The organism is Streptomyces sp. A0642 (genome assembly GCF_004795105.1).
GTDB lineage: Bacteria > Actinomycetota > Actinomycetes > Streptomycetales > Streptomycetaceae > Streptomyces.
In genome coordinates, this window is the sequence record NZ_SSBL01000036.1 from 43,981 (window position 1) to 60,362 (window position 16,382).

The 16,382-nt window shown below is 71.2% G+C and carries 17 protein-coding genes and 1 rRNA gene; 16 read left to right on the plus strand and 2 right to left on the minus strand.

The window, feature by feature from the left end; translation table 11 throughout:
* The first annotated feature begins 234 nt into the window (after positions 1–234).
* The 12 genes from E6R60_RS33595 to E6R60_RS33650 all read left to right on the plus strand — a co-directional run bounded on the left by E6R60_RS33595 (position 235) and on the right by E6R60_RS33650 (position 11,796).
* Complete coding sequence (locus E6R60_RS33595; RefSeq protein WP_136330501.1) at positions 235–807, plus strand: dihydrofolate reductase family protein; 573 nt, start codon at positions 235–237, stop codon at positions 805–807.
* A gap of 138 nt (positions 808–945) precedes the next feature.
* Positions 946–1,500: a hypothetical protein gene (locus E6R60_RS33600; protein ID WP_136330502.1), complete on the plus strand. Its 555-nt coding sequence runs from the start codon at positions 946–948 to the stop codon at positions 1,498–1,500.
* A 73-nt stretch (positions 1,501–1,573) separates the two neighbouring features.
* A complete protein-coding gene (locus E6R60_RS33605) occupies positions 1,574–2,248 on the plus strand; it encodes a DUF5701 family protein (protein WP_136330503.1) in 675 nt (224 codons plus the stop codon).
* Positions 2,249–2,298: 50 nt separating this feature from the next.
* Positions 2,299–2,733 carry a hypothetical protein gene (locus tag E6R60_RS33610; RefSeq protein WP_136330504.1) on the plus strand — a complete coding sequence of 145 codons (435 nt, stop codon included), beginning with the start codon at positions 2,299–2,301 and terminating at the stop codon, positions 2,731–2,733.
* A 110-nt stretch (positions 2,734–2,843) separates the two neighbouring features.
* Positions 2,844–3,428 (plus strand): hypothetical protein, encoded by a 585-nt coding sequence (locus tag E6R60_RS37665; RefSeq protein WP_240802792.1) that lies wholly within the window; start codon positions 2,844–2,846, stop codon positions 3,426–3,428.
* A gap of 92 nt (positions 3,429–3,520) precedes the next feature.
* Entirely contained in the window at positions 3,521–4,222 is a 702-nt protein-coding gene (locus E6R60_RS33620) for a DUF402 domain-containing protein (RefSeq protein ID WP_136330505.1), read from the plus strand.
* Between the two features lie 304 nt (positions 4,223–4,526).
* Positions 4,527–4,835 (plus strand): hypothetical protein, encoded by a 309-nt coding sequence (locus tag E6R60_RS33625; protein ID WP_136330506.1) that lies wholly within the window; start codon positions 4,527–4,529, stop codon positions 4,833–4,835.
* A gap of 182 nt (positions 4,836–5,017) precedes the next feature.
* On the plus strand, positions 5,018–5,884 hold the full coding sequence (locus E6R60_RS33630; RefSeq protein ID WP_136330507.1) for a hypothetical protein: 867 nt from the start codon (positions 5,018–5,020) through the stop codon (positions 5,882–5,884).
* Positions 5,874–7,232: a hypothetical protein gene (locus tag E6R60_RS33635; protein WP_206309582.1), complete on the plus strand. Its 1,359-nt coding sequence runs from the start codon at positions 5,874–5,876 to the stop codon at positions 7,230–7,232. The genes E6R60_RS33630 and E6R60_RS33635 overlap by 11 nt, the downstream gene beginning before the upstream one ends.
* The gene (locus E6R60_RS33640; RefSeq protein ID WP_136330508.1) at positions 7,229–8,779 is read left to right on the plus strand and encodes an SCO6880 family protein; all 1,551 of its coding nucleotides are present in this window, start codon (positions 7,229–7,231) and stop codon (positions 8,777–8,779) included. The genes E6R60_RS33635 and E6R60_RS33640 overlap by 4 nt, the downstream gene beginning before the upstream one ends.
* 43 nt (positions 8,780–8,822) lie before the next feature.
* Positions 8,823–10,241 carry an ATP-binding protein gene (locus E6R60_RS33645; RefSeq protein WP_136330509.1) on the plus strand — a complete coding sequence of 473 codons (1,419 nt, stop codon included), beginning with the start codon at positions 8,823–8,825 and terminating at the stop codon, positions 10,239–10,241.
* Position 10,242: 1 nt separating this feature from the next.
* Complete coding sequence (locus E6R60_RS33650; RefSeq protein WP_136330510.1) at positions 10,243–11,796, plus strand: type IV secretory system conjugative DNA transfer family protein; 1,554 nt, start codon at positions 10,243–10,245, stop codon at positions 11,794–11,796.
* Between the two features lie 60 nt (positions 11,797–11,856).
* Here E6R60_RS33650 and E6R60_RS33655 read toward each other — a convergent pair whose 3' ends face one another.
* Entirely contained in the window at positions 11,857–12,414 is a 558-nt protein-coding gene (locus E6R60_RS33655) for a GNAT family N-acetyltransferase (RefSeq protein ID WP_136330511.1), read from the minus strand.
* Positions 12,415–12,569: 155 nt separating this feature from the next.
* Between E6R60_RS33655 and E6R60_RS33660 the strand changes: the two genes are divergently transcribed.
* The 4 genes from E6R60_RS33660 to E6R60_RS33675 are packed head-to-tail and all read left to right on the plus strand — an operon-like array spanning position 12,570 to position 16,243.
* The gene (locus tag E6R60_RS33660; protein WP_136330512.1) at positions 12,570–13,502 is read left to right on the plus strand and encodes an ATP-binding cassette domain-containing protein; all 933 of its coding nucleotides are present in this window, start codon (positions 12,570–12,572) and stop codon (positions 13,500–13,502) included.
* Positions 13,499–14,290 (plus strand): ABC transporter permease, encoded by a 792-nt coding sequence (locus tag E6R60_RS33665; protein WP_136330513.1) that lies wholly within the window; start codon positions 13,499–13,501, stop codon positions 14,288–14,290. Before E6R60_RS33660 ends, E6R60_RS33665 begins: the two co-directional genes overlap by 4 nt.
* Positions 14,291–14,321: 31 nt before the next feature.
* A complete protein-coding gene (locus E6R60_RS33670; RefSeq protein WP_136330514.1) occupies positions 14,322–15,581 on the plus strand; it encodes a histidine kinase in 1,260 nt (419 codons plus the stop codon).
* Positions 15,578–16,243, plus strand: a complete 666-nt coding sequence (locus E6R60_RS33675) for a response regulator transcription factor (protein WP_136330515.1) — start codon at positions 15,578–15,580, stop codon at positions 16,241–16,243. The genes E6R60_RS33670 and E6R60_RS33675 overlap by 4 nt, the downstream gene beginning before the upstream one ends.
* Positions 16,244–16,307: 64 nt before the next feature.
* Here the strand turns inward: E6R60_RS33675 and rrf are convergent.
* Positions 16,308–16,382: ribosomal RNA gene (gene rrf / locus E6R60_RS33680) — 5S ribosomal RNA — on the minus strand; the annotation flags it as partial.

Sequence of the window (16,382 nt, forward strand, 5' to 3'; positions counted from 1 at the left end):
GCGCACCCCCGAGCGGGAAGCCTTCGCCCGAGGGATCCGGACGGGCGAGGCCGGCCGCTTCGCCGGGCTCCGGCGCTCGACCGCCCCGGCAACCGGCTGACACGGTGGCGTCCGATGAGTTTTCCCGCGTACCGCAGTCAAAGATCACGTTGACGCGTTGCGGGCACGAGCACGGCCCACCGCGCACCGCCCGTATCCACTGACCGCCCCACACGAGACGCCGAGGACCCCACGATGCGCACCCTGATCAGCACCGCCTTCATCTCCCTCGACGGCGTGATGGAGGCCCCGGGCGGAGAGCCCGGGTACCGGAACTCCGGATGGACCTTCAAGGACGTCGAGTTCCTCCCCGAGGCATTCGAGATCAAGGGCCGGGAGCAGGGCGAAGCCACGGCGATGCTGCTGGGCCGGAACAGCTATGAGGCATTCAGCCCGGTGTGGCCCGACATGGAGGACTTCGCCGACTACAAGGTCATGCCCAAGTACGTCGTCTCCACCACCCTCACCGAGGACGACCTCGTCGCGAACTGGGGCGAGACCACGATCCTGCGCTCCCTCGATGAGGTCGCCGCGTTGAAGGAGACGGAGGGCGGCCCGATCATCGTCCACGGCAGCGCCTCCCTGAATCACGCCCTCTCGGACGCGGGCCTGATCGACCGGTACCACCTGCTCGTCTTCCCCCTCCTGCTCGGCGCGGGAAAGCGCCTGTTCAGCGCCACGGACAAGGACACCCAGAAGCTGAAGCTCGTCGAGCACGAGGCCTACGCCAACGGCCTGCAGAAGAACGTTTTCGACGTCGTCCACTGACAAGCCCCTCCACGGCCGGCGACGAGGCGCCCTCCCCCGTCCGGCGGAGGCCCTCCGCGCCGCAGTCCTCCTCATGGGGCGTACGGAACAGGCGCGGAGGGCGACGCGAGGACCGGACGCGCGGGACAGGCTGGACGCATGGAGAGGAAGACCAGGAACCCCGCCCCGTCACCCCCACCCGCCGCCTCGCCCCCCGCACCGCGCTGGGCCGTGCGGGCGGCGCACCTCGCCGCCCTCGCTGTCCTGCCGTCCGGGCTGTGGCGCATCGCGCTCGTCCTGGGAGTCCCGGCGGGGTACACGGCCGACGGGTTCGCGGCCTTCGAGACGCCTGGCGCGAAGGCGTGGATGCTGTTCCTGAGCGTGGCCACCGAGTCGCTGGCCCTCCTGACCCTCGGCCTGGTCCGCCCGTGGGGCGAGGTGCTGCCGCGCTGGATCCCGCGTGTGGGCGGGCGGACGGTCCACCCCCTGGCCGCCACCGGGGCCGCGCTCCTCGGAGCCGTCTGCCTCACCGCGCTGTGGACGCCGATGGCGTGGTGGTGGACCTTTCCGCACGCCGGCATGACCCGCACCGGCCACCTCGTCGTGGGACTGCTCTACCAGCCGCTCGTCCTCTGGGGCCCGCTGCTGGGCGCGGTCGCCCTCGCCTACCACCGCCGCCGCACGGGACGAGTCCTGTCCGCCGGGAAAAGGTGAAGGGAACGTTCCGCCGAGGCCCCCTCGTTACGCCTGCGCCGTCCACGTCACCCGCAACCGCCCGAGGAGAACCGTGCCCGAACCCACCCCCGTCACCACCGCCGCCCTCCCCGCGCTGCCGCCGCTGAGTACGCAGGCCGAGACACTGATCGGGCTAGGGGTCCACGAGATCGCCGGCCTGTCCGCTGCCGACATCCGCGACCTCGCCAAGGCCGGCGAAGCCGGAGAAGACGGCGGGCTGCTCGCCGTCCACCCGGACCGCGCCCCCGCATCCGCGCTCGCCCCCCTGCTCCGCCGCGACGGCAAGCCGGGTTTCGTCGTCGTCGACATGGACGACGTCGACCTCTTCACCCCGATCGACACCGTCACGGTCCCCGACGCACCGCTCTACGTCCTCGGCGGCGTCGACCGCGGTGACCACATGGCCAACTGGAGCCCGGACGAGGCGCTGCCCGCCCTCACCGCGCAGGACCGCACCCCGCTGCTGCTCACCGAGGGCATCCACTGGGTCCTGCAGCAGCCCGCCGCCCTGGAGCGCGCCCACTGCTTCATGACCATCGGCTCCCGGCTGCGCAAGGCCGGCGGCGCCCTCGACGCCCGTACGCCCGCGCTCTGGATCAGCAACGGGACCGGCAGGGACGGCCGCGAGCGGCGCAACGCCCCGAAGGCCGGCTGGTGCTGGGCGGGCAACCGGCACACCTGGCTCGGTTTCGGCTCCACGACGGGCCGCCGCCTCCCGGACGCGTAGGGCGGCGGCCACCCCGCCCGGCTGTCACACCGCCTCGCTACGCTCCCCGCATGCCTGCCTTCCGCGACTTCAACTTCAAACTGCTCGTCATCGAACAGCTCATGTACAACGACGGGACCCTCACGCCCGCCTTCCGCATCGCCGACTGCCTGAAGGCGAAGGGCATCGACGACCCGCAGACGTACGCGTACGACAACGACCTCACCCACACCGTCCTCGCCGAGTCCCGCGAGCACTTCGAGGCGCTGGAGATCAGCGCGGAGCTGCTGGCGACCGTCGAAGAGCTCAGTCTCGACGGCGGGCTCGAGGTGTACCAGGAGTGCTCCCCGGTCTGGGACGGCGAGGACGACCTCTTCGACGTGCGTTCGCTCGACGACCTCGACCTGCTGCCGAACCTGAAGCTGATCGAGGGAGTCGAGGACTGCGGTATGGGCGCCGCCTTCGACGCCGACGTGCTGGCGGCCCGGGGGATCGCCGTCGAATGACCCCGGCCCGTCCTCGCGGCGGCCGGTGCCTCGGCATCGGCCGCCGCGACGACGGCCTCTGAGTACCCCTACTCATGCCCTGCACCGCCCCGGCCCCGGAGACTCCAGCCATGTCCCTCACCCGGCACCTTCGCCGTACAGCCGCAGCAACCGCTCTCCTCGCCCTCACCGCGACCGCGTGCGGCAGCGAACACGCCGGGCGGCAAGAGGCCCGGTCGGCGAGTCCGCGCCCCTCGTTCACGCCCCGGCCGAAGTGCGCCCAGCCCACCGAGGCTCCCCCGGTCACGGCGTCCTCCTCCCCCGCCGCCGCCACGACCGCCCCACCCCGGCGCGGAAGCGGCGAGGACCAGCCCCCCAACTACGCCGACAACCACGCCTACCGCATGTCGGCCGAGCTCAGCCCGGCCCAACGCGCCAAGGGCGAGGCATCGGCCGCGCTCATCCGGTACGAGCTGGAGAAGGCCCGCAAGGAGGGCGACGTCAGCGAACGGCGGATCACGGCGGCGCTGAAGCACCTCGGCTGCGGGCCGGAGCACGGCATGTACATAGGGGACGGGTTCTACAGCGTTCACACGGGGGACGTGTGTGTGTCCGGTCTCGCGACGGAGCGGGAACTCACCATCGAGGTGCACGGCGCCTACGCCGAACCCCAGCCGGGGACGGGGCCGTGCGTGGAGAACCGCGGCGGCCACTGAGAGCCGGCCGAGGGCGGCGCACCACTGACGCCCGGTCAGGCCGGGCGTACGGACACGTGTCCGGGGCCCTCGCCGCGGGCATGATCAATCGCATGAAAGCGGGCAAGAGGGACGACGCGAGCAGCATCACGAGGGCCGGTGCGACCATCGGCACGAGCAGCCCCGGGACCGCCCAGCCGGGCCGGATCCTGCACTGGAACTTCTTCATAGGCGGCCACCTGAGCGCCTCCGTACCCGTACGCCTCGTCGAACAGACACCGGCGGGCCAGCTGGTCTGGATGGAGTCGGGCACCCCCATGTGGCACACGGCTCTCCCCCGCGGCGCCACACACCTGCGGGACATCGCCCCGCACGAGCGGCCCGCCGAGGGCTATCCCGTGGTCGCGGGCCGGTGGCCGATGGGCAACGCCCTCTTCTACCAGCCGACGGACGCCGCGCACTCCGTGCTGTGGCTCTTCGGCCGCAGACAGAGGTTCCGCGGCTGGTACGTCAACCTCGAACGCCGCGTCCACCACGGCGACGACATCGACATCGCCGACCACGAGCTCGACATCAACGTGGCCCCGGACCGGAGCTGGCAGTGGAAGGACGAGGAGTCCTTCGCCGAGAAGACGGGCCATCCCGCCTACTGGACCGCGGAAGAAGCCGCGGCCATCAGGACCGAAGGGGCCAGGGTCGCCCGGCTCGCCGAGGCCGGAACGTTCCCCTTCGACGGCTCCTGGTGCGATTTCCGGCCGCCGCGGACCTGGCGGACCCCGCCCCGGCCCCCGGTCCCCCGCCACCCTCTCCTCTGACCGCGACCGGCCCGGCCTCCCCCGATGGGTGCGGTTCGCCCCTCCTCGCAGGTCTCGGCCAGGGTGGCGCGATGGCGATCATTGCCCGGCGTCACCCTCCGTGATACACAGAGTAACCAGACGTAAATCCCTCACACACCGATTCGATCCGCAGGTCAGGGCGGCCAGACCGGTCATATGTACGAGATCCGGGTAAAGAGAGCCGCCAAGTCGTCGTACGAGAGCAGTTTCATCAGCGAAGATAGAGGGTGACTCGTGCCGTGCGGCACGGGCGTCGAACTACCCAACAGGGGCGGTGACTTACATGATCCTGGCAGCTGAGAAGGGTGACATCACCACCATCATCGGCGGAATCGCCCCGAACTGGGGGCCGTTCGGGACCTTGGGCAACGAGGCCCGCGTCATGATCGAGGTCGTGATGGCGATCTCGATCCTGCTCTGCCTGGGCATCGCCGTCTGGGGCGCGGCCAAACAGCGCATCGGCGCGACGGCCCTGCGTGACACGTTCAGCGCGGAACAGGGCAAGGGACTGATCGTCGCCGGCCTGACCGGTGTGTTCATCATCGGATCGCTGGGCACCGTGTTCACCATCGTCTACGGGATGGCCGTCTAACCACCCGTCGGCCCACGCCCAGGGGCGGTCCCGCCCCACCCTCACCATCCGTCCGTCGTGCCCACCGGCAGAGGTTGCGTCTCCCTGATGACGAGTCACCACACCGCCTCCGCGCGGAAACCAGCACGGCTACCGTCGTACAAGGAGACGGTTCAGGCAACGCTTGAGGGGGCGTACGCGGCATGAGTCACGACGACGGCTACGGCAACGACTCGGGGCGTACCGGCGACGGCGGCTACAGCACCCTCGGCGGCACCCGCCAGACCCGCACCCGCCTCCCCGACGGCGAGGGCGGCGACGGCTACGGCCCCCGCCGCCCGGCCCGCAGCTCGCGCTCACTGATCACGGTGGTGGGCGTGATCGTCCTGCTGCTCGCAGCGATCGCGTTCGCCAACATGGGCGGCGGGGACGGGGACGGCGGGAAGGGTGCGTCGGGGGGCAACGGCAAGAAGGCGGACGCGGCGCCGACTGCGGCGACGGGGACGAAGCCGGTGACGGGGACGAACGGGCAGATTCCCTCGGGGTTCGCGCACGATGAGCAGGGGGCGCAGAGTGCGGCGTCCAACTTCGCGGTGGCGCTTGGCTCTGCAGACATGTTCAACCCGACGTCGCGTCAGACGATCGTGCAGTCCACGCACGACCCGTCTGTCGTCGACAAGCTGGTCACTGATCTGAACACCGCCTACTCCCCCGGGTTCCTCAAGAACGTCGGCCTGAACGAGGACGGCAGTGCACCAGCCGGTCTGACGTTTGTCTCCCGGACGGTTCCGGTGGGCACGAAGGTGATCGACCACAACGGAGACGCGGCAACCGTCGAGGTCTGGTGCACCGGCCTCGTAGGCATGGCCGGACAAGGGTCCACGAAGCCCGTCACCGAGACTTGGTTCACCATCTCGGAGAAGCTCAAGTGGGTCGGTAATGACTGGAAGATCGAGTCGTCCAGCCAGACGCAGGGACCTACCCCCGTCAGTGGTGACAATCGGGCTTCGTCTGCCGATGAAATCGCCGGCGCGGTCGAGGGATACGGAGGCTTCGTCTATGCCCGCTAACCGCCGCCCCGCCGCCCGTGCCCTGACCGCACTGGGCAGTCTGCCCGCCATGGTGATCTTGCTTGCCTCACAAGCCGCTGCAGCCCCGTCGCCTTCACCCTCGCCGTCGCCGACCAAGGGAAATGAGGCGTGCGATCTGATCGTGGGTCTCGCCAAGGACTACTGCGAAGGCGACCCCGCCCCCAAGTCCGACCTCCCCGACAGCGTCGACCCCGCCCTGGACCCCCTCACCTCCCTCGGCCGTGGCTGCGCCGACGCCGCGGCCTGGATCGTGGGCAAGCTCAGTGAGGCCGTCAAAAGCACCGCCAACGTCGACTTCACCAACACCCGCTTCCTCCAGCAGTACGCGATCGTCTTCGCCGCCTCCACCGTGCTGACGCTCGTCCTGTGGCTGCTCGCCGTCGCCAAGCGGGCGATCCGTGGCGTGCCGCTCACCACCGCGATCTCCGAGGCCATCGGGTTCCTGTGGCTCACCGTGCTCGCGTCCGCGTTCACGCCGCTGATCCTCTACACGATCGTCTCGGCCACCGACGGCGTCACCGAGGTCATCTCGTCGTCCTCCGGCGGGCAGACCGACGTCTTCTTCGGGTCGTTCGCCGAGGCGCTCAAGAAGGACGCCGACATCGGCGGCGGACCGATCATGCTGATCGTCGTCTCGCTCGTGTCGATCCTCGCCGCAGGCATCCTCTGGCTGGAGCTCGTGATCCGCGCCGCCCTGCTCTACGTCGGCGCCCTCCTCGGAACCGCCGTGTACGCCGGGCTCGTCGACAAGAACATGTGGGGCCACGTACGCCGCTGGGCGGGCATCATGATCGCCGTGATCATGGTGAAGCCCGTCATCGTCATCGTGCTCGGGCTGGCCGGCGCGCTGTCCTCGGACGACGGGCCCGACGCGTTCTCGGCCGTCGTGTCGGGGCTGGCGATCATCCTCCTCGCCATCTTCGCCTCCGGCATGATCTACCGCTTCGTCCCCGGTTTCGGCGACGAGATCCAGGGCGCCCGCACCAACCGCAAGCAGGCCACCGACGGCTCCCAGGCCGCCGCGATGATCAGCTCGCCGGCCGCTCTCGTCTCACAGGGCATCAAGACCCACAGCAGCCGCGGCGGCGGCCAGGACGGCGGCGGCAACAGCGGCGGCGGACGGCCCTCCAACCCGGTCAGCGGCGGAGTCGCCGCGCACAGCTCCCGCACCTCCGGGAGCGGGGTCGGCGGCGGATCTGTCCCCTCCGCCGCACCTCCGCCCCGCAGCGGTTCGGGCCCCACGTCCGGCACCCCGCACGGCAGCCGGGGCTCACGCGGCGGATCAGGCAGTTCAGGTAACAAGAGCACAGGAGGTGGCGGCCGTTGAGCACGCAGTCCCATCCGATCGCGCCCCGCCGTACGTATCTCATCGGCCGCGCCCGGCCGAACGCGATCGTCGGCAAGAACCGCGAGACGGGCGAGATCGCCCTGATCATCGGCGGCGCGTTCCTCGGCATGATGAGCGGGCTGCTCGTCCCGGTCCTCTCCCTGCGGATCGTGCTGCTCACCGGCTTCCCGCTGCTCGCGCTGGCGATCGTCTACGTCCCGTACAAGCACCGCACGTTCTACAAATGGTTCGAGATCAACCGCAGCTTCAAGCGCACCCTGCGCCGCGGCACGACCTACCGCTCCGCCGCCATGGAGGCGGGCGTCAGCGCCGACGGGCGGGAGGTCGAGATCGGACCGCCCCCCGGCATCGGCCGGATCAACTGGCTGGCCGCCCCCTTCGGACCCGACGAGATCGCCGTACTGCTGCACGCCGACCGCCGCACGGTCACCGCGGCCATCGAGATCGAGGGACCCGGCGTCGGGCTGCGCGACAGCGAGGACCAGGAAGCACTCGTCGACCGTTTCGGCACCCTGCTCAAGCACGTGGCCAACGGCGACGGCTTCGTCACCCGCATCCAGATGCTGGCCCGCACCCTGCCCGCCGACCCGGACGCCCACGCCAAGGACGTCGCCCAGCGCGGCGACAAGACCTCCCCGGGCTGGCTGCAGGAGTCGTACGAACAGCTCCAGTCCATGGTCTCCACCTCCAGCGAGCAGCACCGCGCCTACCTCGTCGCCTGCATGCACTTCACCCGCGAGCTCGCCGCCGAGGCCAACGCCATGGCCCGTGCCGCCCGCCCGCACGCCGGCCGCAAGCTCGACCGGGACGCCGGACTCGCCGTCGTCATGGCGCGCGAGCTCACCGACATCTGCGCCCGTCTCGCCGAAGCCGACATCCGGGTCCGCCAGCCGCTCGGGCAGAGCCGCCTGGCCTCCCTCGTCCATTCGATGTACGACCCCGACCACCCCATCGACCACATCCAGGCCATGACGAAGCGCAACGCCTGGCCGGCCGAACTCGACGCCGTCGAGCCCACGTTCCTCCAGGCCAAGACCCGCGAATCGTCCACCCGCGCACCCTGGTGCCACTCCACGGCCTGGGTGAAGGAATGGCCGATGACGCCCGTCGGCGTCAACTTCCTCGCCCCCCTTCTCGTCCACACCCCCGACGTGATCCGCACGGTCGCCGTCACCATGGACCTCGAACCCACCGAGATCGCCATCGAGCGGATGCTCACCGAGAAGACCAACGACGAGGCCGAGGCCAGCCGTCAGGCCAAGATGAACCGCACCGTCGACCCCCGCGACATCGCCGCCCACGGCCGGCTCGACCAGCGGGGTGAAGATCTCGCGAGCGGCGCGGCCGGAGTCAACCTCGTGGGGTACATCACCGTGTCCTCGCGTTCACCCGAGGCCCTCGCCCGCGACAAGCGGACGATCCGGGCCTCCGCCGGAAAGTCCTACCTGAAGCTGGAATGGTGCGACCGCGAGCACCACCGCGCCTTCGTGAACACCCTGCCGTTCGCCACCGGCATCCGCCGCTAGCCGCCACACGACCGAGAGAGACGAAAGGGAGGTCGGTCACGCCATGCGAGATCCGCTGTCCGCGTTGTCGGACGCCTTCACCGCCTTCCTCTTCGGGAAGGTGGAGACGACCCGGCTGCCCGTCCGCACCTCGACCGGACAGGCCCAGGCGGTCTACCTGCCCACCGCCGCCCCCGGCCTCGGCGACTCCGGCGTGATCATCGGCCGCGAGGTGTACTCCGGCAAGGGCTACATCTACGACCCCTTCCAGCTGTACGGACAGCAGCTCCCCGCCCCGCACTGGCTGGTGCTCGGGGAGTCCGGCAACGGCAAGTCCGCGCTGGAGAAGACGTACGTGCTGCGCCAGCTCCGCTTCCGCGACCGCCAGGTCGTCGTCCTGGACGCCCAGGGCGAGGACGGCGTCGGCGAATGGAACCTCATCGCCCAGGAACTGGGCCTGACCCCCATTCGCCTCGACCCCACCTCCGCGCTCAACGGCGGCATCCGCCTCAACCCGCTCGACCCCGCGATCACCACCACCGGGCAGCTCGCCCTGCTGCGCACCATCATCGAAGTCGCCATGGGCCACGGCCTCGACGAGCGGTCCGGCTTCGCCCTCAAGGTCGCGCACGCCTATGTGAACGAGACGACGACCGACCGCCAGCCCGTGCTGATGGACATCGTCGACCAGCTGCGCCACCCGGAACCGGAATCCGCCGAGGCGATGAACGTCGACATAGACGACGTACGGGCCTGGGGCCTGGACGTCGCCCTCGTCCTGGACCGGCTCGTCGACGGCGACCTGCGCGGCATGTTCGACGGACCGACGTCCGTCGGCATCGACCTCGACGCCCCGCTGATCGTCTTCGACCTCTCGCACATCGACCGCAACTCCATCGCCATGCCGATCCTCATGGCGATCGTCGGCGTCTGGCTGGAGCACACCTGGATCAGGCCCGACCGGAAGAAGCGCATCTTCCTGGTCGAGGAGGCCTGGCACATCATCAACTCGCCCTTCGTCGCCCAGCTCTTCCAGCGCCTGCTGAAGTTCGGACGACGACTCGGCCTCTCGTTCGTCGCCGTCGTCCACCACCTCAGCGACGTGGTCGACGGAGCCGCGGCACGGGAAGCCGCGGCCATCCTGAAGATGGCCTCGACCCGCACGATCTACGCCCAGAAGGCCGACGAGGCGAGAGCCACGGGCCGGGTGCTCGGCCTGCCCCGATGGGCGGTCGAGATCATCCCCACGCTCACCCCCGGCATCGCCGTCTGGGATGTCAACGGCAACGTGCAGGTCGTCAAACACCTGATCACCGAGGCCGAACGCCCCCTCGTCTTCACCGACCGCGCCATGACCGAGTCCTCCGCCGTCGATCTCCTCCCGGAGGACGTACGCGCCGCCGAACTGGAGGCGGAGCAACGCGCGGCACGCATCGAGAACCAGCAACGGCTGAACGAGTCGTCCGAGTCAACGGTGGCATGACATGACGGGTGCGGGACGCGGCGACGTGCGCGGCGGGGGCAACAGCGGCGGCATCCCGGACGGGCTGCTGATCGGGCTGCTGCTCTTCCTGCTCGGGCTGACGCTGCTGGCCTGGACCGCCACCGGTCTCGCCGGCCTCCTCGCCCACGGCGGCTGGCCCGAAGGCGTCACCCTCGCCGAGACCCCGCCCGCCATGCGCCGGCTGGTGGAAGCCCCGCACGACCTGCAGGCCGCCTGGCCGGCCACCCCCGCCGGCGAGCTCTCCGGGTACGGGCTGTTCTGGGGCCTGTTCATCGGCGAACTGATGGTCCTGGTGGTACTGACGGTGTTCGTGATGGGCGTGATCGCCCGCTGGCGAGGCGTACGGGCCCGGCAACGCGCCGACGCCCGGCTGGAGCAGCCGAGCGGGCCCCCGCAGGAGTACGGGGACGAGGCGCGGGGCCCCCGCCAGGAGCCCATGCCCTCCCCGTCCGTCACCGAGCGGGCCGCCCCGGCGGAACCGGCCCAGACCCGGTCGGCCCCCGTCCGCTCGGATCCCCCGGCTGACGCGACCCGGGCCCTGGCAGCCCCCGCGCCCGTGGACGCCCCGGCTCCGCTCCCGCCCGTCGTCCCCTCCCCCCGTACCCCCCTCGTCGTCTACGGCCCCGCGGCCACCCGCCGGCCCACCGCAGTCCAGGCCATCCGCGAGGCGGACGGGCCGGTACTCGTCGTCACCTCCGACCCCAGCGTCTGGGCCGAGACCAAGGACGCCCGGGCCAAGCTCGGCCCGGTCCTCGTCTACGACCCCGGCCACCTCTGCGACACCCCGGCCCGGCTCCACTGGTCCCCCACCACCGGCTGCGAACAGCCCGACCGCGCGGCCGCCCGCTCCGCCGCGCTCCTCGCCCCCGTACGCCCGCAGTCCCGCATCGACGCGGCGACGGCCGACACCGCCGAGACCCTCCTCCAGTGCTGGCTGCACGCCGCCGCCATCGACGGCCGCCCCTTCCGCCAGGTCCACCGCTGGGCCCTCGGCGGCAGCGCCCATGAACCGGTACGCCTGCTCCGCACCCACCCCAAGGCGGCCGCCGGCCTCGCCGGACTACTGGAATCCGCCCTCACCGCGCACCCCGAACGCCGCGAAATGGCCCAGGAACTGACGGTCCGGGCGTTCGGCGCCCTGTCCTCCGTCCACATCCGGGAGGCCTGCACACCGAACCGCGCCGACGCGCTCGCGCTGGAATCCTTCACAGCCGAAGGGGGCAGCCTCTACGTGGTCGGCGAACCCATCGAGAACCCGCGCTCCGGCCCCGGGGCGATGCCCCTGCTCACCGCACTCGCCTCGGACGTGGCCGAGCACGGCCGCCGCATGGCCGCACGGTCACCCGACGGCCGGCTCGACCCGCCCCTGACACTCGTCCTCGACGACATCGCGGCCGTGGCCCCGATGCCCCGGCTGCCGGAGCTCCTGGCGACCGGCGAGGAACAGGGCCTGCCGACCGTCGCCCTGCTCCGCTCCCCCGAGCAGGCCCGCGCCCGCTGGACCCAGCAGCTCCAGACCCCGACAACGTTCTGACCGCCGCCTGCCGAGGCCGTCCCCGCAAGGCCCGGCGGCCGCCCGTACACCGACCCGGCGCTACGGGCGCGCCACCGCGTACTCCAGTTCCCTGGCCGTCGGATCGCCCGGCATCGGCACGCTCTCCCCGGTCGGCACGAACCCGATCCGCCGGTAGACGGCCGCGGCCCGCGGATTGTCCTCGTGCACATACAGCCGTACGCGCTCGATCAACGGCTCACCCAGCGACCACGCCCAGTCCAACCCGGCCCGGAACAGTTCCTCCGCCAGCCCCTTGCCCCGCTCCTCGGGCCGTACGAACACCGCGACGACATGCGCCTGCGGCACCGCCGCCGCCTCACCGAACCGCACCTCGTCCTCCGGCCGCTCGACCAGCACGGTCACCGTGCCCGCCCAGCCACCGTCGGGCGCCTCGGCGACGAACTGCCGCACCCGGCCCTCGCCTTCCTCCGACGCACCGGCCGTCCGCTCCCGCCAGAAGTCGTCGGACCGCTCCAGGGCCTGCCCGTACGTCTCCAGGAACGCCACCGGAGCGGCCGGATCCCGCAACGCCGCCAGCCTGAGTTCCTTCGCCGACCGCCACTCGCCGGCCCGCACGGCCCGTATCACGTAGTCCATGCCACCGATCCTGACCTGCGCCCCCGCCCCCGCGCAATCGCATTCGGGACCGGAAGTCCCGGCGTACGCGGCGTCGTACCCCGGTACTACGCCCGCCGCCACGTCCCGCCCCCGGTCGGACGCCCGACCGCCGCCCGCTCCGTAGCGTCGACCGCATGATCAGGGCATACGAACTCACCAAACGCTACGGCCACACCACCGTCGTCCAGGACCTCGACTTCACGGTCCGCCCCGGCACCGTCACCGGCTTCCTCGGCCCGAACGGCGCCGGCAAATCGACCACCATGCGCATGCTCCTCGGCCTGGACGCCCCCACCCGCGGCCGCTCCACGGTCGGCGGACGCGCGTACGCCACCCACAGCGCGCCCCTCACCGAGGTCGGCGCCTTGCTGGAGGCCCGCTCCGTCCACCCCGGCCGCACCGCCTTCCACCACCTGATGGCGCTCGCCCACACCCACGGCATCCCGCGCAGCCGCGTCGAGCACGTCCTCGACCTGGCCGGGCTCACCGCCGTAGCCGGAAAACGGGTCAAGGGCTTCTCCCTCGGCATGGGCCAGCGGCTCGGCATCGCCGCGGCCCTGCTCGGAGACCCCGCCACCCTGATCCTCGACGAGCCGGTCAACGGCCTCGACCCGGAAGGCGTGCTCTGGATCCGCAACCTGCTGAAATCCCTCGCGGCCCAGGGCCGCACGGTCTTCGTCTCCTCCCACCTGATGAGCGAAATGGCCGTCACCGCCGAGCACCTGGTCATCATCGGACGCGGCCGGCTCCTCGCCGACACGACGGTCGCGGACTTCGTCACCAGGGCAGGAGGCGGCGCGGTCAAGGTCGTCACCCCCCAGTCGTCCGCCCTGCGCGACCTCCTGCGCGGCCCCGGCATCGACATCTCGGGCGCGCACGACCGGGAGGCGTTGGAGATCCGCGGCACGGACTCCGCCCACATCGGACGCGTAGCCGCCGCCCACGCCATCCCGCTGTACGAACTCACCCCGCTCGCGGCCTCGCTGGAGCAGGCCTTCATGGACCTCACCCAGGACTCGGTCGAGTACCGGGTCGCCGCCCACCAACCGGCCGGAGCCGCCGCATGACCACCACGACACCCACCCCGCACCCCTACCGCGTCACCCCGGCCCGGGTGCTGCGCTCCGAGTGGCACAAGCTCCGCACCCTGCGCTCCAGCTGGATCACCCTGGGCTCCGCCGCCGCGCTGATCCTCGCCGTCGGCATCGTCATGGGCACCACCTACACGTCCGACGGCGGCGACTCGGACGTCGACACCGTCGTCCTGGTCCTCTACGGCACCACCCTCGGCACGCTCTGCACGGTGGTCCTGGGCATCCTCGTCACGGCGGGCGAGTACTCCACGGGCCTGATCCGTGCGTCGCTGACCGCGGTCCCGCAACGCCTGCCGGTCCTGTGGGCCAAGGCAGCCGTCTTCGCCACCACCGTTCTCGGCGTCCTGCTGACCGCCTCGCTCCTCACGTTCACCGTCGCGCAGTTCTTCCTCCACGACACGGACCAGGCCGCCTCCCTCACCGACCCGGGCATCCTCCGGGCGGTGGCGGGCAACGCCGTCGGAGCCACCCTCCTCAGCCTCGTCGCCCTCGGTCTCGGCGCCCTGCTCCGCTCGGTCCCGGGTGCGATCGGCGCCTTCATCGGAGGCGTCATGGTCCTGCCGGAGGTGCTCACCATGCTCCCGTACAACACCGTCGAGACCGCCGTCCGCTACTTCCCCACCCAGGCGGCGGGCGTGCTGGGTTCCGCGACACCGCTCCCCGACGCCGCCTCCACCGGCGGGGCCCTGATCGCCCTCGTCCTGTGGGCGGCCGCCACACTGATCGCCGCGGCCGCGCTCCTGCGACGCCGCGACGCATGACGCACCCGGGACCGCACGCGAGGATGGGCGAGTGACGGACGACGACACACACCGGCCGCCGGGGGTTTTCCCGCTCACCGGTCCCATCCAGCGCCTGCTCCAGCGCGTCCGCGCGTTCGACCGTCGCCGCCCCCTCGTCCGGGACGGACTGCTCACCACGTTCTGGGTACTGTTCGCCGTCCTCGACGTCTCGTCCGGGGGCTGGCGCACGGTGGCCGTCGACCGGGACGTGCCGGCCGCGCTGGTCCTGGCGATGAGCGTGGCGTTCTCCGCCCCACTCCTGTGGCGCCGCAGCCACCCGCTGGCGGTGCTGCTGTTCATGGCGCCGTTCTCCCTGGTCAACGTGTGGACGGGGGCCGTCATCCAGGCCGCCTTCCTCCAGGAGATCGTCGTCTTCAACATCGCGGTCAAGCAGCCGGTGCGCACTCTGGCCCGGTCGGGCGCGCTCGTCCTCGCCCCGCTCGTCGTCGGCTCGGTTCGCTTCCCCGCCGACTGGGACCGGATCGTCGTCCCCCACCTGTACGCGCTCGCGTTCGCCGCCCTCGCGGGCATCCTGGTGCGTACGCGCAAGGAATACACCGAAGCCCTCGTCGACCGGGCCGACCGTCTCGAACGCGAACGCGACCAGCAGGCCCGACTGGCGGCGGCCGCCGAACGGACCCGGATAGCCCGGGAGATGCACGACATCGTCGGTCACCACCTCTCCGTCATCACGGGCCTCGCGGACGGCGGTGCCTATGCCGCGGCCAAGAACCCGGAACGGGCCGCGCAGGCCCTGGACGCCATCGGCACCACGAGCCGCCAGGCCCTCGACGAACTCCGCCGCCTGCTGGGCGTCCTGCGCGACCAACCGGACCCGGCGGACCGAGCACCGCAGCCCACACTGGACGACATCGACGCCCTGCTCCAGGGCGTGCGCGGCGCAGGCCTCCCGGTACGCCTCCACCGCCACGGCACGCCACCAGCCGCCCCCCTCACCCCCGGCAGGCAACTGACGGTGTACCGAGTGGTGCAGGAGGCACTCACCAACACGCTCAAGCACGCCGGCACCCACCACCCCCTGGCCGCCGACGTCTCCCTGACGTACCGTCCGACAGAACTGGAGGTCCTGATCACGGACAACGGCACCCCCCGCCCCACCGCCGGTGCACCCGACGGCACCGGTCAGGGCATCACGGGCATGCGTGAACGCGCCTCCCTGTACGACGGCACACTCGAAGCCGGCCGGCCGCCCACCGCCACGGGCTGGCAGGTGCGGCTCCGACTCCCCCTGGAGGACTCCCCCTCGTGACGACCGTGCTCATCGCGGACGACCAGCCAATGCAACGCTTCGGGTTCCGCATGCTGCTGGAGAGCCAGGACGACATGACGGTGGTCGGGGAAGCCGCCAACGGCCACGAGGCCCTTCAGCTCGTCGCCCAACACCAGCCGGACGTCGCCCTGATGGACATCCGCATGCCTCTTCTCGACGGCATCGAGGCAACCCGCCGCATCATCAGGACCGGCTCCCGCACGCGCGTCCTCATCATCACCACGTTCGACCTGGACCGCTATGCGTACGACGGGCTGCGCGCCGGCGCCAGCGGCTTCCTGATCAAGGACGCGCTCCCGGAGGAGCTCCTCTCCGGAATCCGCGCCGTGGCCTCAGGCGACGCGGTGGTCGCCCCGAGCCTGACCCGCCGCCTCCTCGACGCTTACGTACAGCACCTGCCGGCCACCCCCGGCGGACCTGCGACCCCCGACGCACGCATCGCGAAGCTCACCGACCGGGAACGGGAGATCCTCACCGTCATCGGCCGCGGCTGGACCAACTCGGAGATCGCCGAACGCTTCCACGTGGCCGAATCAACCGTGAAGACCCATGTCTCCCGCATCCTCGCGAAAACAGGAGCCCGGGATCGTGTACAGGCGGTCATCCTGGCGTACGACACCCACCTGGTCACCGCGGGCTGAGAAAGCCCTGTAAACGCAGAAAAGCCCCGTGCCACAAGGGCACGGGGCTTAACTATCAAAAGGAGTTCGGCGGCGTCCTACTCTCCCACAGGGTCCCCCCTGCAGTACCATCGGCGCTGAAAGGCTTAGCTTCCGGGTT

Coding starts and splice junctions, on each gene's coding strand:
- E6R60_RS33595 (WP_136330501.1), top strand. CDS start 235: ATGCGCACCCTGATCAGCACCGCCTTCATCTCCCTCGACGGCGTGATG.
- E6R60_RS33600 (WP_136330502.1), top strand. CDS start 946: ATGGAGAGGAAGACCAGGAACCCCGCCCCGTCACCCCCACCCGCCGCC.
- E6R60_RS33610 (WP_136330504.1), top strand. CDS start 2,299: ATGCCTGCCTTCCGCGACTTCAACTTCAAACTGCTCGTCATCGAACAG.
- E6R60_RS37665 (WP_240802792.1), top strand. CDS start 2,844: ATGTCCCTCACCCGGCACCTTCGCCGTACAGCCGCAGCAACCGCTCTC.
- E6R60_RS33620 (WP_136330505.1), top strand. CDS start 3,521: ATGAAAGCGGGCAAGAGGGACGACGCGAGCAGCATCACGAGGGCCGGT.
- E6R60_RS33625 (WP_136330506.1), top strand. CDS start 4,527: ATGATCCTGGCAGCTGAGAAGGGTGACATCACCACCATCATCGGCGGA.
- E6R60_RS33630 (WP_136330507.1), top strand. CDS start 5,018: ATGAGTCACGACGACGGCTACGGCAACGACTCGGGGCGTACCGGCGAC.
- E6R60_RS33635 (WP_206309582.1), top strand. CDS start 5,874: ATGCCCGCTAACCGCCGCCCCGCCGCCCGTGCCCTGACCGCACTGGGC.
- E6R60_RS33645 (WP_136330509.1), top strand. CDS start 8,823: ATGCGAGATCCGCTGTCCGCGTTGTCGGACGCCTTCACCGCCTTCCTC.
- E6R60_RS33650 (WP_136330510.1), top strand. CDS start 10,243: ATGACGGGTGCGGGACGCGGCGACGTGCGCGGCGGGGGCAACAGCGGC.
- E6R60_RS33655 (WP_136330511.1), bottom strand. CDS start 12,414: ATGGACTACGTGATACGGGCCGTGCGGGCCGGCGAGTGGCGGTCGGCG.
- E6R60_RS33660 (WP_136330512.1), top strand. CDS start 12,570: ATGATCAGGGCATACGAACTCACCAAACGCTACGGCCACACCACCGTC.
- E6R60_RS33665 (WP_136330513.1), top strand. CDS start 13,499: ATGACCACCACGACACCCACCCCGCACCCCTACCGCGTCACCCCGGCC.